Origin of the sequence: Terrimonas ferruginea DSM 30193 (assembly GCF_000425585.1) — a bacterium.
Lineage (GTDB): Bacteria > Bacteroidota > Bacteroidia > Chitinophagales > Chitinophagaceae > Terrimonas > Terrimonas ferruginea.
In genome coordinates this window covers 70,956-84,153 of the sequence record NZ_KE384400.1, presented here as the reverse complement: position 1 = coordinate 84,153, position 13,198 = coordinate 70,956, and the positions used below count along the sequence as shown (strand labels likewise).

Here is a 13,198-nt window from a genome sequence, read left to right as displayed (position 1 = left end):
CTTCCGCCTTCGGCCTTCCGCCTTCGGCCCGAGACTTCGGGCTTCCGCCTTAAATACTTATAACTTAATACTTACAACTTAATACTTTCACCAACATTTGCACGATTTTAGTTAGCTTCATCTCAAACTTTCTCCCAAAACCAAATTTTTACCGGATGAAATTCTACAAACTACTCCCCGCATTCCTCTTCGTTCTCCTGCTTACCGCCTGCGGTTCCAAAAAGAAAGCTTTCCAATTCAGCGAAGACATCGTGAAAATGGAAACTGAACTTACCCCGGAGATCGAAAAAACAGAAACAGAAGTTGAACAAGCCATCGAAAAAGGCGATAACGACGCCGTTATCAAAAGCTCTTCCAGAATGGAAGGATTGATCGATGCTAAAATCAAAGACATCGAAGGCCGCTCCGTGAAAGGAATCTCCCGCGGCGAAGAATTCAAAAAAGCATGTCTTCATTATTTCGAATACATGAAGAATATCTACACTTCTTACCGGAAATACGGAGAAGCCCCGACAGAAGAAGCTAAACAAAAGGTTGCCGAAGACATGATGAAAATCGTCAACGGTAAAAACCAGGAGATCACGAACCTCCAGAACGAACAACGGGAGTTTGCCAAAGAGAATGGCTTCCGTATCCAGTAATTATTTTGTTACCCGGTACACCGGGTAACGCATATAACCCGGCTCCAGGTAAGGCGACTGGCGAAATACATATTGAAGTTGTAAGTAGGCACTTTTTGCCAGCTTTTCATCCTTCTGTCTGGCTTCCTCCAGTTGCCTGCCCGCCTCGGGATGCTGCCGCAAATATTCGGCGGCAATGTCTTCAAACGCATAGTCCGAAAATCCTTCTTTCTGCCGGAGAATAGGATCAAAGAAGTTCCAGGTAAAGTACGAGTCCTCTGCCTGCGGCTCCAACGTTTCTATCAGAAAACGCGCCGCCTCCTGGTTCATCGGTATATACCAGTCGCCCTTTCTGAAAGATATTTTCTGGCGACTTGTTTTGATTTCCACCTTACCCAACGGATAGTGTCCTTCATATAGTCCTCCTGCCTGGTATTGTGCGATCCGGTATACTTCCACTTCTATAATCGTATCACGCTGCAGTGGCCGCATCACTACATTGTTCGCTTTTAAACGCTCCACCACTTTCCACCAACCTTGTGGTAACACATAAGCCAACGGCGCTTTAACCGAGTCAACCGGGTAATACGAGTTGTAAAAAGGTATCTGCCGTTCATAAGGTTTGTTCCGGTCATAGTACAGTCGCGGCAATCCCGATACTTCACTTTTTTTATAACCCGATTCATAACCCAGAAACCGTATACTGCTTTGTTTTGTCGAATCCCATTGCCAGCGGATGGGAAAGTAAGCAGCTTTTTTATTTTCTTCTCGCACCGCAGCCCTTAACCGCCGAATCTCCGTTCCGTGCTGTGCGGCATAACTGATAAATGATTCCATCAGCGCACGCGTGGCCGCCACACGTTGCGGATAAGGCTTGAGCATATGCGTTTCCGGTACAAAAGAAAAACTCGACCACAGCGTTCCGTATCCACTGCCATAGCGCGGTGAATCCCAGAATTGCTGCCAGCCTTCTTCTACTTTTTTATCACTCCAGTGATTGACATACGGCACGAGGTCGAATCCTTTTTGCTTCATCAACGCATAAAGTGCCGGCTCAAATTTTTCCTGCAGGTATTCACCCATCGCTCCGCCAATACGGTTGTGCTGGCTGCTCAACAAAGTCATCACATGCTGGTAATCCGCCCCATTGCTTACGTGGTTGTCGACAAATATGTCCGGATCGGTCAGCCGGAAAAGTGCCGCAAACGATAAAGCTTCTTTACTGTCGGCTTTTATGAAGTCACGATTGAGATCGAGGTTCTGCGAGTTTCCCCTTGATCCAAATTCCGCAGGACCATTCTGGTCTACACGATAGTCCGGACTTCTGTTCAGGCATCCACCGATATTATAAACCGGCACGATGCACAACAATACACCCGGTGGCAGTGTATATTTTTTCTCCACGATATCACGCACCAGCAACATGCTGGCATCAATACCATCCGGTTCTCCGGGATGAATGCCATTGTTGACCAGGATGATCGTGCTCCCTTTTTTTCGCGCAGCCGCTATACCATGTTCCCCGTTTGCCGATACCGTGATCAGGTGCAGGGGATATCCCGCATCTGTCGGACCCATTGCCCGCATCTGCACCAATGCCGATCGTTTATCCAATGCTTTCCACCAGTCAATGATTTCATGATAGGCCGGTGTTTCTGCTCCTTTCGATTTTTCAAATACAGTAGTTATCGGTTGCGCATACAACATCGTTGCCACCGAACAATACAAGGCCAGACAGATTATTTTACGGATCATCAGCGTGCGTTTTTTACATATTTATCCAGCCAGTTGAGCTGCTCGGTGAGTAAGTGAAGAATGTTCTCTTTTCCCTGATAGCCGTGGCTTTCATAAGGAAGACTGATATAGCGTACCACGCCTCCATGTCCTTTGATCGCATTGAACAAGCGCTCACTCTGGATAGGATAGGTGCCGGTATTGTTGTCGGCATCACCGTGAATCAGCAACAAAGGTGTTTTGATCTGATTAGCATAGCTGAACGGACTCATGTCATGATACAGCTCCGGTGCCTGCCAGTAGGTGCGGTCTTCATTCTGAAAGCCAAAGGGCGTTAGTGTGCGGTTGTAGGCACCGCTTCGCGCTATGCCGGCTTTGAAGAGTTTGGTATGCGCAAGAAGGTTGGCCGTCATGAAAGCACCATAACTATGACCTCCTACCGCTATGCGATTGCTGTCGCCCACTTTCATGTCGGACAGTTTGCGGATAGCGGCTTCGGCATTGAGGCGCAGTTGTTCGATGAAATTATCATTCGGCTTACGCGCCGTATCTGTTGCCACGATCGGCATTTCTGCATTGTTGAGCACCGCATATCCCTGCGTTACATAAAACACAGGCGATCCCCAACTGAGCGTGGTGAAGCGATGTTCGCTGCCACGGATCTGCGCAGCATCCGCCACAGAACTGTATTCTGCAGGATAGGCCCAGATGAACACGGGCAGGGGCGCATCTTTCCCCGGTGTATAACCCGCCGGCGTATAGAGGTCGCCGGTTAAGGTTACTCCATCAGCACGCTGGTATTTTATTTTTTGTTTTTGTACACCTTTCATAGCAGGATAAGGATCCTTGAATGCAGTAAGTGCACGATCGGCAATACGCAGCCGCAGATTTTTCAGCCAATAGTTCGGTACTTCATTTTCTGTTTCGCGGCGGGTGATCAGCACCAGCTTTTCAGGATCGGATACCTGGGCCACGTATTCATAGGTTCCTTCCTGGCAACGCCACAGGGTGTCTGCTTTTTTGGTATGCAGGTCAAATGATAACAGGAAGGGAAGATCACCTTTGGGTGAACTGCCTGTTATATTGTTGAGTAAGATTTTGTTGCCTTTGTCCAGTAACAACAGGGTTTGTTTGTCCCATTGATTCGGAGCGGTCACCGGCTGCCCCGGATTGCTGTAGGCATCCGTTGTGTTACGGGAAAATAGTTTTTCAAGATCACCGGTAATGGGACTGTAACGGTTGAGTTGTGTTTGCTGCCTGCTGCGCAGACCTTCCGATACCAACGCCGCCTGATCATTTCCCCATAAGACATAGCTGAAGCGCATCCTGGTGCGGAACAGTTGCTCAGCTTTGCCGCTGAAAGGCGCTGCTAATTGATACACTGCATCCCGGTATTCTGCCGGCTTTTTGATAAGACCGCTGTCGAGTGGCTCACACCAGGTAAGCGACGCCGGCTGATCGTTGCGCCATCCGTAACCACGCGGTGTGGGTTGCACGTTGTCGTACCCGCTGGGTGCCGTTTCGGAGGAAGGCAGATCGGTTATCTTTTTGATGAGTTTTCCCGTGATGTCGGTGATGCTGACTGCAGAGGCAAATCCGGAGGCAGGTACCAGGTAGGAAAAAGGTTTTTTGATGGTCTGCGTAAGCATGTATTTTTTATCGGGAGAAATGCTCACCCGTGAATAGATAGCAGGCTGACCGATCTTTTGTTCTGCGCCATTGGTATTTTGGATTAATTGTACGGTTGTATAAAAAGCAAACAGGTCTTCGTCGTGCGGCGATTTGATCATGTCCTGGTAAGTAGGACGCGGAGAGGCTTTACCAAGATTTTCCTGGGTAGCGGGCCCTTTGGGTAACAAAGAACGTTTGGGTGCCTGTGCCGCCGTTTTTGTAGTAACGGCATAGAGCAGGCGTTGGTTATCGATCCAATCGTAATCCACCATGATGGAGTTCAGGGCAGTCTTGTTTACTTTGGCGGCACGGCGTGTAGCCACATCGATTACATACAGGTCCACACGTGATGCACTGGTATGCAGCAATGCAATCTTTTTTTCGTCAGGGCTCCAGCTCACCTGGCTGGCAAACAGGGGTGAGGGCAGACCGGTGATGGTAAAATCTTTGCCACTGTTCACCTGGCGCAACACCAGGCTATTAATAAATGTCTGACGGCTTGGTGCGAAGTTGGCCGGATTGATGCGAAGACCGGCGATCTTTAATTCTGGCTGGGCCAGTTCTTCCACGGAAGGATAACTGGATCGCTGCAACAATAACAGCCAGTCACCTTTTTTACTTAAACTGATGGAAGGCGTGGGTGGAGCCAGTACCAGGTCGCTGATCAGTTTGGGTGGCGTCTGGTAGGCAATATCGTCCTGCGCATGCAGGGTAGCTGTCATTAACAGGGAAAACAGGAAAAGCAGATAACGCATGGTTCATTTCTTTTTAAATGAAGAAGAATGGATCAGGATCTGGTATCGTTGTATTCGGGGTGTTTATCAAACTGGGCACGGGCAAAAGGGCATAGGGGAATAATACGGATGTTATTGGCGCGGGCATATTCTACGGCTTTGGCAACCATCGCAGCGCCGGCATTTTTACCGCGGAGCGCGTCGGTTACGCCGGTATGATCGAGGATCATTTTATCGGTACCTGCCATACTGAAGGTGAGTTCGGCGAGCGGTTCGTTGCCATCGCCATCAATATAAAAGCTGCCTTTGGTACCGTCCTGTTGAAAGAGGATTTCCATGAGAGAGGGTTTATTCAAAACTAACGAATTCATACCAGCAGCGGGAACCATTCCTGTAAGAAAAATTTGGCGGCTATATTTAGCCTTGTATCTTTGCTCCATGATTCAACAATGCAATATTATTTGGTGGTGGCAGACAAACTCTTCCGGGGTTATGTAATGTCGTTGTCATAATTGCAATAAACGCATTCAGTCCCCACAATACGTGGGGATTTGTTTTTTCAGACTATACAGGCAAATTGAACAAATGAAGAAGATCAGGATACATACCGTCACCAAACGCATGCTCGCCGACGTACACACTCCGGTGGGCATCTACCTGCGGCTACGCGACCGTTTTCGTGATACCAACCTGCTGGAAAGCACCGATCACCACGCTGCCAGCGACAGTTGGTCCTTTATCTGCGTAAATGCGATAGGGGGCATCGAGATCAGGAACCCGCGGCAGGCCGACATCAAATGGCCAGGCATGCCACCGGAAAAGAAAGAGATCAACGCAGGTACCGCTATTCCGGATCTGCTGTTGTCGTATACCGCACAATTTGAAACCTCCTCATCCGGAGGCAAAGAAACAGCTTTCGCACAGGGGCTTTATGGTTACACTTCCTATGAAGCAGTAGCGTTCTTCGATCGCATCCATCTACAAACACATCCCGGAGAAAATGCGATTCCGCTGATCCGTTACCGCCTTTATCAATACATCATTGCCATTAATCATTTCCGCGATGAGTTATTCATCTGCGAAAACCAGATCGACGGTGTGCCGTCCGAACTGGGCCTTTTGGAATCACTGATCAGAAGCAAGGACGTACCGGTTTATCCCTTCAGCAAAAAAGGCGATGAAAAGTCCAACATGACTGATGAACATTACCGTGAAATGGTAGCCTCGGGTATCAAAAGTTGTTTGCGCGGTGATGTTTTCCAGATCGTGTTGAGCCGTCGTTTTGAACAACCTTTTTCCGGTGATGAATTCAATGTATACCGTGCTTTGCGCAGCATCAATCCTTCGCCTTATTTGTTCTTTTTTGATTATGGTGATTATAAACTGATGGGCTCGTCTCCCGAGTCGCAACTCATCATCCGGCACAACAGGGCCGTGGTGCATCCGATTGCCGGTACGGTGAAACGCACAGGCGATGCAGAGCAGGACAGGCAGGCCGCGGCTTCTTTGCTCGCCGATGAAAAAGAAAATGCCGAACATGTAATGCTGGTTGACCTGGCACGCAATGACCTCAGTCGTGAATGTTCGGATGTGCAGGTGAATCATTACAAGGAGGTGCAATATTTCTCCCATGTCATTCACATGGTGAGTGAAGTAAGCGGACAGGTTCCGCAGGGAAAAAATCCGTACCAGCTTTTTGCCAAATCTTTTCCTGCCGGTACGTTGAGCGGCGCGCCCAAGATCAAAGCAATGGAATTGATCAGTGGACTGGAACCCACGGACCGCGGCTATTACGGTGGCGCCATCGGTTTCATTGGAATGGATGGAAGTTTTAACCATGCCATCATGATCCGCACACTGCTCAGCCGCCACAATAAACTGACTTACCAGGCGGGAGCAGGTGTAGTGGCCGCCAGCAAACCTGAAAATGAATTACAGGAAGTCAATAACAAACTAGGGGCATTGAAGAAAGCCATTGAAGCAGCAGAACATATTCAATAGTCCTCAAACAATACAAGCCATGAAAGTCCTTGTTTTCGATAATTACGATTCATTTACTTATAACCTGGTTCATATCGTGGAAAAGATATTGAACCAAAAAGTCGATGTGATCCGCAACGATCAGTTGCCCTTGGAGGATGTAGCGGTGTATGACAAGATCATTCTTTCGCCCGGGCCGGGCATCCCGGAGGAAGCAGGATTGTTACTGCCATTGATCAAAGAATACGCGGCTACGAAATCCATACTGGGCGTGTGTCTGGGGCATCAGGCCATTGGTGAGGCATTTGGTGGCACGCTATCGAATTTGTCTACCGTGTATCATGGCATCGCCACCGATTGCCGGCTGACAACCGTTGCGTCGCCATTGTTTGACGGCATGTCTGATGTGTTCCGCGTAGGCCGTTATCATTCCTGGATAGTAGACGATAAGGATTTTCCCGAAGAGCTGGAGATCACCGCCCGTGACGATAATGGTTATATCATGGCCCTGCAACATAAAAACTATGACCTGCAGGGTGTGCAGTTCCATCCGGAAAGTGTGTTGACGCCGGAGGGAGAGACGATATTGAGGAATTGGCTGAGGGGATAATTCAAAAGTCAAAAAGGGAGCAATGGTGAATGGTCAATGGTCAATAGTGAATGGTCAATAGTCAATAAGGAGAGTCTTTGCGTCTTAGCTCCTTTGCGCCTCTGCGTGAAAACGGCACCGGTTCACGCAAAGCGGCATAAATAGCAGATACACGATTTACTTAAAACTTAATACTTACAACTTACTACTTTGAAAAATACGCTGCAACATCTTTTCGAACACAAAACACTGAGCCGGCAACAGGCAAAAGACGTGCTTGTCAATATCGGCAAACAGGCCTGCAACGAACATGAGGTGACGGCCTTTATGACCGTTTACCTGATGCGCAGCATTACCATTGAAGAATTGGAAGGCTTCCAGGATGCGCTGCTCGAACTCTGCGTACCCGTCGACCTCGGTGACGTACCCGTTATCGATATTGTCGGCACCGGTGGTGATGGAAAGAATACATTCAATATCTCCACGCTGAGTTGTTTCATCGTGGCAGGTGCCGGTCAGCATGTGGCGAAGCATGGCAACTATGGCGCTTCATCGGTTAGCGGTGCTTCCAATGTAATGGAAAAACTAGGCTACCAATTCAAGAACGACAGCAGCGCTTTGCAAAATGAATTGGAGAAAGCGGGCATTTGTTTTTTGCATGCGCCGTTGTTTCATCCGGCCTTGAAGGCCGTAGGCCCGATCCGCAAAAACCTGGCAATGCGTACTTTCTTTAATATGCTCGGACCGATGGTGAATCCGGCCAACCCGGATTATCAACTGGTGGGTGTTTTCAACCTGGAAATGGCCAGGATTTATAATTACCTGCTGCAACGTACGGGCAAACCTTTTACCATTATTCATGGTCTCGATGGCTACGATGAAATATCGCTGACCAACGACACGAAAGTGATTACGCAAAATGGGGAGCAGGTGTTTTCTGCCATCCAATTAGGCAAACGGAATGTGGATGCCCGTGATATTACAGGCGGACAATCCGTCGACGAAGCAGCGGCTATCTTCCGTACCATCATCAACGGCAATGGAAGCTGGGCGCAGAATGCCGTGGTATTGGCCAATGCGGCCATGGCTTTGCAAAGCACCGGCAAATATGCCAACTATGAAACGGCTTACCAGGCCGCGGTTGACAGCCTGGAAAGCGGGAAAGCAAAACAATGTCTGGACAAATTAATCGCCTTACAATGAGTACAATACTGGATAAAATCGTTGAAACAAAAAAAGCGGAGGTAGCGCGCTTCAAACCCAAGAGCAGCATCGAACGGTTCGAACGCGAAGGGTTCTTCTGGCAATTCAGTAACCGCTCCTTAGTCGAGAGACTGGAATTCCCCGGAAGCCTGGGCATCATTGCTGAATTCAAGCGCAAAAGCCCCAGCCGTGGCTGGTTCAAGACAAAAGAACTGGAAGTGGAGAAAGTAGTGCGTCAATACAATGACGGTGGAGCCGCCGGCATTTCGGTGTTGACCGATACCGAATATTTCGGTGGTGATCTCGACGACCTGATACAAACCAAAGTGGTGACGGATATTCCCATTCTTCGAAAAGATTTTATCGTGGATCCCTGGCAGATTGCGGAAGCAAAAGCATTTGGTGCAGACGTGATCCTGCTGATCGCTGCCTGCCTTACGCCGCAGCAGGTGAAGGAGCTGGCTGCTTATGCAAGGTCCATCAACCTGGAAGTATTGCTGGAAATACACAACGAAGAAGAACTGGACCATATCTGCGACGAGGTAAGCATGATTGGAGTCAACAACCGCAACCTGCACACATTCGAAGTAAGTATTGAAACCTCGCTCTCGCTGATCGGTCAATTGCCAAAAAATAAACCCGCCGTCGCAGAAAGTGGTATTGCTAATCCGGAAACTATCGTAACTTTAAAACAAGCTGGTTTTAAAGGTTTCCTGATCGGCGAAACTTTTATGAAAGAGCCCGATCCCGCGATTGCTTTTGCCGAATTCATTGAACGACTAAAAGCAATAAGCGTATGAGGATTAAAGTCTGTGGCATGACGCTTCCCGAACAGGTGAATGCGCTGGCCGAAATGGGAGCAGACCTGGCCGGTTTTATTTTTTATTCCAAATCACCCCGGTTTGTAGGAAATAAACTTTCCCCTGAAAAAATGAAAAAGATTGGCGGCGGCATCGGCAAGGTCGGTGTGTTTGTCAATACGCCCTATGAAGAACTGCTGCAGACCGTAGAAAGTTATCGCCTCGATATCGTTCAGCTTCACGGCGATGAATCGCCCATCTTCTGCGAAAAGGTGGCCAACTACGTTACCGTGATCAAAGCCTTCCGGCTTTCCGATAATGATCCGCTTGAATGGATGGTACGCCCTTTCCATGATGCAAGCGACATGTACATGTTTGATACGCTCGGTGCCGGGTACGGCGGCACCGGTAAAAAATTTGACTGGAAAGTGTTGAGTGATGCCGTGATCGATAAACTTTTTTTACTGAGCGGCGGTATCGAACCGGGTGACGAAGAAAAATTAAAAGCCTTTGCAAAAGAAGAGGCAGCCCGCAAATTATTTGCGCTCGATATCAACAGTAAATTCGAGTTCAGCCCGGGAGTGAAAGATATGGACCGCGTGAAAAAATTTATACAGGAAATGAAAGCTTAGAAAGGAAGGGCTGCAATCCCTTTTTCTTTCAGCATGGCTGCTACGAGTTTGTCGATGGGAAGCGTCAATGCTTCCGGCGAAAAATCTTCCCAATTCAGAAAGCGGAAAGTTTCTATCTCTTTTCTTTCTCCGTACAAACGCAATTGCTCCTCATCAAAATCAAATGGTTTATCGCGAAGCGGCGCACGGATCGGTTCCATGGCTTTGGCGAAATAATAAATGGAAATGATCTGATCATCGGGTCTGAATGCAGACAATTGGAAAAAGTCTGTGGTATAAATATGCTCCGTCACTTCTACGGCGAGATCCATTTCTTCTTTAAACTCGCGGGCCAGGCATTCGCGTGTGCCTTCGCCAAACTCCAATCCGCCTCCGGGGAATTTTGTAAAATAACCTCCCCTGATCAACTCATCACTCACCAATACCTGGCGTTGTTCATTGACCAGGATGCCATATACGCGGAGATTGAAATTCGGCATCAGAATATTTTTTTACGTAAAAACAACCAGCCGATAGCCAGCGAGATCAGTAATGATACAAATACCACGATATAAAAGGCATAGGGGGAATGTTCGAAACCGCTCGGCACATTCATGCCGAATATGCTCGCGATCAATACGGGAAAGCTGAGCACGATCGTAATCACGGCGAGACGCTTCAGCACTTCGTTCTGGTTGTTGGCAATGATACTGGCAAATGCATCGAGCGTACTGCTGAGGATGTTGGTGTAGATGTTCGCCATCTCCAGGGCCTGCGAATTATCTACGATCAGGTCATTCAGGTATTCTTTCTCGTCTTCGTTCAAAGAAAGAAAACTGGATCGCTCTAATTTCATCAGCAGCAATTCATTTGAACGCAGGGCCGTGACAAAATACACCAGGCTTTTCTGGATGCGCATCATCTGCAGCAGGTGTTCGTTGCGGCTGGAATCGTATAATTTTTGTTCGAGGATGTTGCGCTGCTGGTTGATCTGTTTGAGGTATTCGAGAAAATTCTGAACGATCTTTTCAATGATCTTCAGCACCATCATGTTCTTTTTATCAGGATGGCGGTTTTGAAAAGAGTTCAGGAATTTTTTGATCGCGGGATTTTCAAATGAGTTGACGGTAACGATCTGGTTGTGGGTTAAAATGATACAGATCGGAATGGTGATATAATAGGCGTCGCTTTCGTTGAAGGAATTATTCTCTGTGGGTGTTTTGATAACGATGAGGCGTACGTTGTCGTCTTCTTCGAAGCGGCTTCGTTCATCGATATCCAGTGAGTCGGTGAGGAAGTCGATGGGAATATCCAGTTCCTCCGAAAGATTGGAAAACTCTTCCTGGCGGAGAGGGGGCAATACATTTACCCAAACTCCGTCTTCAGGTTTGTCGACCGCAATGGTCTGGTGGTTGATGTTTTTAAAATACTGTATCAAAGCGGCTGAGTTTTTCGGTGGTTAGTCGCGCAGTTCTATTTTTCCTTCGTATACTTTTTCGGCGGGTCCGGAAAGCCAGACGTTGATATAATGTTCCTCTATGCGGTCGAATTCAACATTCAATTTACCTCCCAGGGTTTTGACCTGCACATCGTTGAAACCGTTTTCGTTGTGGTAACAAACCATGGCGGCGGCGGTAACGCCGGTGCCGCAGGAATAGGTTTCATCTTCCACACCGCGCTCGTAAGTGCGGACGATGATCTTATCTTCTCCTGTTTGTTCAACGAAATTCACATTAATGCCTTCCTGTTCGTATTCTTTGCTGTAACGGATATCGCGGCCTTTTTTGTAAACGTCCATATCCATCACATCAGACACCACTTTTACGTAATGCGGGGAACCGGTGTTGAGGATAGAATCACCGTTCTGCCGGCGGATCTTATCCACGTCTTTCATCTTCAGGGAAACGATGCCATCGGTATCGATCTCTGCTTCGTGATCGCCGTCAACGGCCAGGAACTTGTATTCATTGCGGTGGATGCCGAGGTGGTAGGCAAAACGGACGAGGCATCGACCGCCATTGCCGCACATGCTGCCCTCGCGGCCGTCGGCGTTGAAATACTTCATCTCAAAATCGTAGCCTTCGTGGTTATTGAGCAGCATGAGGCCGTCGGCGCCGATGCCGAAGCGCCGGTCGCAGAGGTGGCGGATCTGTTCGGTCGAAAGTGTGTTATAAATACCTTCCCGGTTGTCCAGCAGGATAAAATCGTTGCCGGTGCCCTGGTATTTGAAAAAAAAGAGAATCATAGGTTCATGTTATACTGCTTCGCGAAACAATTTCACCGGCAAATTAGCTTATCCGGTCAGATATGTGCTGCAAAAATTTCCAGGAATTTGCGGATGAGGTTTTCCACGGCGGCTTTACCGTCTTTGGAAAACTCCTTTTTGATCCGGTTGGCCACGATGGCGTTCACGGCAAGGCAATTATGTCCGAGCAGGCGACCGAGGCCGTAGATGGCGGAGGTTTCCATTTCGAAATTGGTAATGCGGTGCTGGCCGAACCGGAAATCAGTGAGCCGTTTGATCAGTTCGGGGTTACGTATACCGAGGCGGAGAATACGGCCCTGGGGTCCGTAGAAGCCGGGGCAGGTGACCGTGATGCCCTGGTGAAAACCGGTAACGAAGTTCTTTAGCAGGGAAGGAGCAGCGCCCGTGATATAGGGGTGGCTCATTTGTCCGTGCAACTGGGTATGGGTGACGAAGGACTGGATGAGTTCGTTATCCTCTTCGTTCTGTTCGTAGCGGTAGAAATTGAGCAGGTTGTCGATGCCCAGGCCGTGTGTGGAGGCTACGAAGCTGTCGACTGGTATATCGGCCTGAAGGGAACCGGAGGTGCCGATGCGGACGATATTGATCGAGCCGAGTTGTTTCTTGATCTCGCGGGTGTCGAAATCGATATTAACGAGTGCGTCGAGTTCGTTCATCACGATATCGATGTTGTCGGGGCCGATACCGGAGGAAAGGACGGTGATGCGTTTACTGCCGATGCGGCCGGTATGGGTGATAAACTCGCGGTGCTGTCGTTTCACTTCGATGGCATCGAAATATTTGCTCACTTCTTTAACGCGGTCGGGGTCGCCGACTGTGATAACGGTACCGGCGATTTCTTCGGGGCGGAGGTCGAGGTGGTAAACGGCTCCGCGGTCATTGATGATCAGTTCAGATTCTGCTATACGACTCATACGGCGTGTTTTTGTTAGGAATCAAAAATATCCTATTTTCGCAGTCCGTCAAAAACGGATATTCTGCTTAACAAAT

13 protein-coding genes are annotated in these 13,198 nt (G+C 48.5%); 6 read left to right on the top strand and 7 right to left on the bottom strand.

What is annotated here, in order from left to right; translation table 11 throughout:
* Positions 1 to 155 precede the first annotated feature (155 nt).
* Complete coding sequence (locus tag H608_RS0116915; protein ID WP_028788726.1) at positions 156 to 641, top strand: hypothetical protein; 486 nt, start codon at positions 156 to 158, stop codon at positions 639 to 641.
* Here the strand turns inward: H608_RS0116915 and H608_RS0116910 are convergent, their stop codons facing one another.
* From H608_RS0116910 to H608_RS0116900, 3 genes are read right to left on the bottom strand one after another with little or no spacing between them, the layout of a single operon-like run.
* Complete coding sequence (locus H608_RS0116910) at positions 642 to 2,375, bottom strand: M14 family zinc carboxypeptidase (RefSeq protein ID WP_071836970.1); 1,734 nt, start codon at positions 2,373 to 2,375, stop codon at positions 642 to 644.
* On the bottom strand, positions 2,375 to 4,780 hold the full coding sequence (locus tag H608_RS0116905) for a S9 family peptidase (protein ID WP_028788724.1): 2,406 nt from the start codon (positions 4,778 to 4,780) through the stop codon (positions 2,375 to 2,377). Before H608_RS0116905 ends, H608_RS0116910 begins: the two co-directional genes overlap by 1 nt.
* Before the next feature lie 32 nt (positions 4,781 to 4,812).
* The gene (locus H608_RS0116900) at positions 4,813 to 5,097 is read right to left on the bottom strand and encodes a GNAT family N-acetyltransferase (RefSeq protein WP_028788723.1); all 285 of its coding nucleotides are present in this window, start codon (positions 5,095 to 5,097) and stop codon (positions 4,813 to 4,815) included.
* A 247-nt stretch (positions 5,098 to 5,344) separates the two neighbouring features.
* Here H608_RS0116900 and H608_RS0116895 point away from each other — a divergent pair, with 247 nt between their 5' ends.
* The 5 genes from H608_RS0116895 to H608_RS0116875 all read left to right on the top strand — a co-directional run bounded on the left by H608_RS0116895 (position 5,345) and on the right by H608_RS0116875 (position 9,963).
* Entirely contained in the window at positions 5,345 to 6,760 is a 1,416-nt protein-coding gene (locus H608_RS0116895) for an anthranilate synthase component I family protein (RefSeq protein WP_028788722.1), read from the top strand.
* Positions 6,761 to 6,779: 19 nt separating this feature from the next.
* Positions 6,780 to 7,349 (top strand): anthranilate synthase component II, encoded by a 570-nt coding sequence (locus H608_RS0116890; protein ID WP_028788721.1) that lies wholly within the window; start codon positions 6,780 to 6,782, stop codon positions 7,347 to 7,349.
* A 189-nt stretch (positions 7,350 to 7,538) separates the two neighbouring features.
* Complete coding sequence (gene trpD, locus H608_RS0116885; protein ID WP_028788720.1) at positions 7,539 to 8,531, top strand: anthranilate phosphoribosyltransferase; 993 nt, start codon at positions 7,539 to 7,541, stop codon at positions 8,529 to 8,531.
* Positions 8,528 to 9,331 (top strand): indole-3-glycerol phosphate synthase TrpC, encoded by an 804-nt coding sequence (gene trpC, locus H608_RS0116880; protein ID WP_028788719.1) that lies wholly within the window; start codon positions 8,528 to 8,530, stop codon positions 9,329 to 9,331. Before trpD ends, trpC begins: the two co-directional genes overlap by 4 nt.
* A complete protein-coding gene (locus H608_RS0116875) occupies positions 9,328 to 9,963 on the top strand; it encodes a phosphoribosylanthranilate isomerase (RefSeq protein WP_028788718.1) in 636 nt (211 codons plus the stop codon). Before trpC ends, H608_RS0116875 begins: the two co-directional genes overlap by 4 nt.
* Here H608_RS0116875 and H608_RS0116870 read toward each other — a convergent pair.
* Genes H608_RS0116870 through H608_RS0116855 form a run of 4 tightly spaced genes read right to left on the bottom strand, consistent with a single transcriptional unit; the run spans position 9,960 to position 13,122 of the window.
* Positions 9,960 to 10,442 carry an NUDIX domain-containing protein gene (locus H608_RS0116870; protein ID WP_038008892.1) on the bottom strand — a complete coding sequence of 161 codons (483 nt, stop codon included), beginning with the start codon at positions 10,440 to 10,442 and terminating at the stop codon, positions 9,960 to 9,962. The two genes, H608_RS0116875 and H608_RS0116870, sit on opposite strands and share 4 nt — an antisense overlap.
* Positions 10,442 to 11,380, bottom strand: coding sequence for a magnesium transporter CorA family protein (locus H608_RS0116865; RefSeq protein ID WP_028788716.1), 939 nt, complete (start codon positions 11,378 to 11,380; stop codon positions 10,442 to 10,444). Before H608_RS0116865 ends, H608_RS0116870 begins: the two co-directional genes overlap by 1 nt.
* Positions 11,381 to 11,401: 21 nt before the next feature.
* On the bottom strand, positions 11,402 to 12,187 hold the full coding sequence (dapF, locus tag H608_RS0116860) for a diaminopimelate epimerase (protein ID WP_211227077.1): 786 nt from the start codon (positions 12,185 to 12,187) through the stop codon (positions 11,402 to 11,404).
* A gap of 56 nt (positions 12,188 to 12,243) precedes the next feature.
* Complete coding sequence (locus H608_RS0116855; protein ID WP_028788714.1) at positions 12,244 to 13,122, bottom strand: nucleoside phosphorylase; 879 nt, start codon at positions 13,120 to 13,122, stop codon at positions 12,244 to 12,246.
* Positions 13,123 to 13,198 lie beyond the last annotated feature (76 nt).

Excerpts from the sequence above, each read along its gene's own strand:
- H608_RS0116915 (WP_028788726.1), top strand. The coding sequence starts at position 156 with ATGAAATTCTACAAACTACTCCCCGCATTCCTCTTCGTTCTCCTGCTT.
- H608_RS0116910 (WP_071836970.1), bottom strand. The coding sequence starts at position 2,375 with ATGATCCGTAAAATAATCTGTCTGGCCTTGTATTGTTCGGTGGCAACG.
- H608_RS0116905 (WP_028788724.1), bottom strand. The coding sequence starts at position 4,780 with ATGCGTTATCTGCTTTTCCTGTTTTCCCTGTTAATGACAGCTACCCTG.
- H608_RS0116900 (WP_028788723.1), bottom strand. The coding sequence starts at position 5,097 with ATGGAAATCCTCTTTCAACAGGACGGTACCAAAGGCAGCTTTTATATT.
- H608_RS0116895 (WP_028788722.1), top strand. The coding sequence starts at position 5,345 with ATGAAGAAGATCAGGATACATACCGTCACCAAACGCATGCTCGCCGAC.
- H608_RS0116890 (WP_028788721.1), top strand. The coding sequence starts at position 6,780 with ATGAAAGTCCTTGTTTTCGATAATTACGATTCATTTACTTATAACCTG.
- trpC (WP_028788719.1), top strand. The coding sequence starts at position 8,528 with ATGAGTACAATACTGGATAAAATCGTTGAAACAAAAAAAGCGGAGGTA.
- H608_RS0116875 (WP_028788718.1), top strand. The coding sequence starts at position 9,328 with ATGAGGATTAAAGTCTGTGGCATGACGCTTCCCGAACAGGTGAATGCG.
- H608_RS0116870 (WP_038008892.1), bottom strand. The coding sequence starts at position 10,442 with ATGCCGAATTTCAATCTCCGCGTATATGGCATCCTGGTCAATGAACAA.
- dapF (WP_211227077.1), bottom strand. The coding sequence starts at position 12,187 with ATGATTCTCTTTTTTTTCAAATACCAGGGCACCGGCAACGATTTTATC.
- H608_RS0116855 (WP_028788714.1), bottom strand. The coding sequence starts at position 13,122 with ATGAGTCGTATAGCAGAATCTGAACTGATCATCAATGACCGCGGAGCC.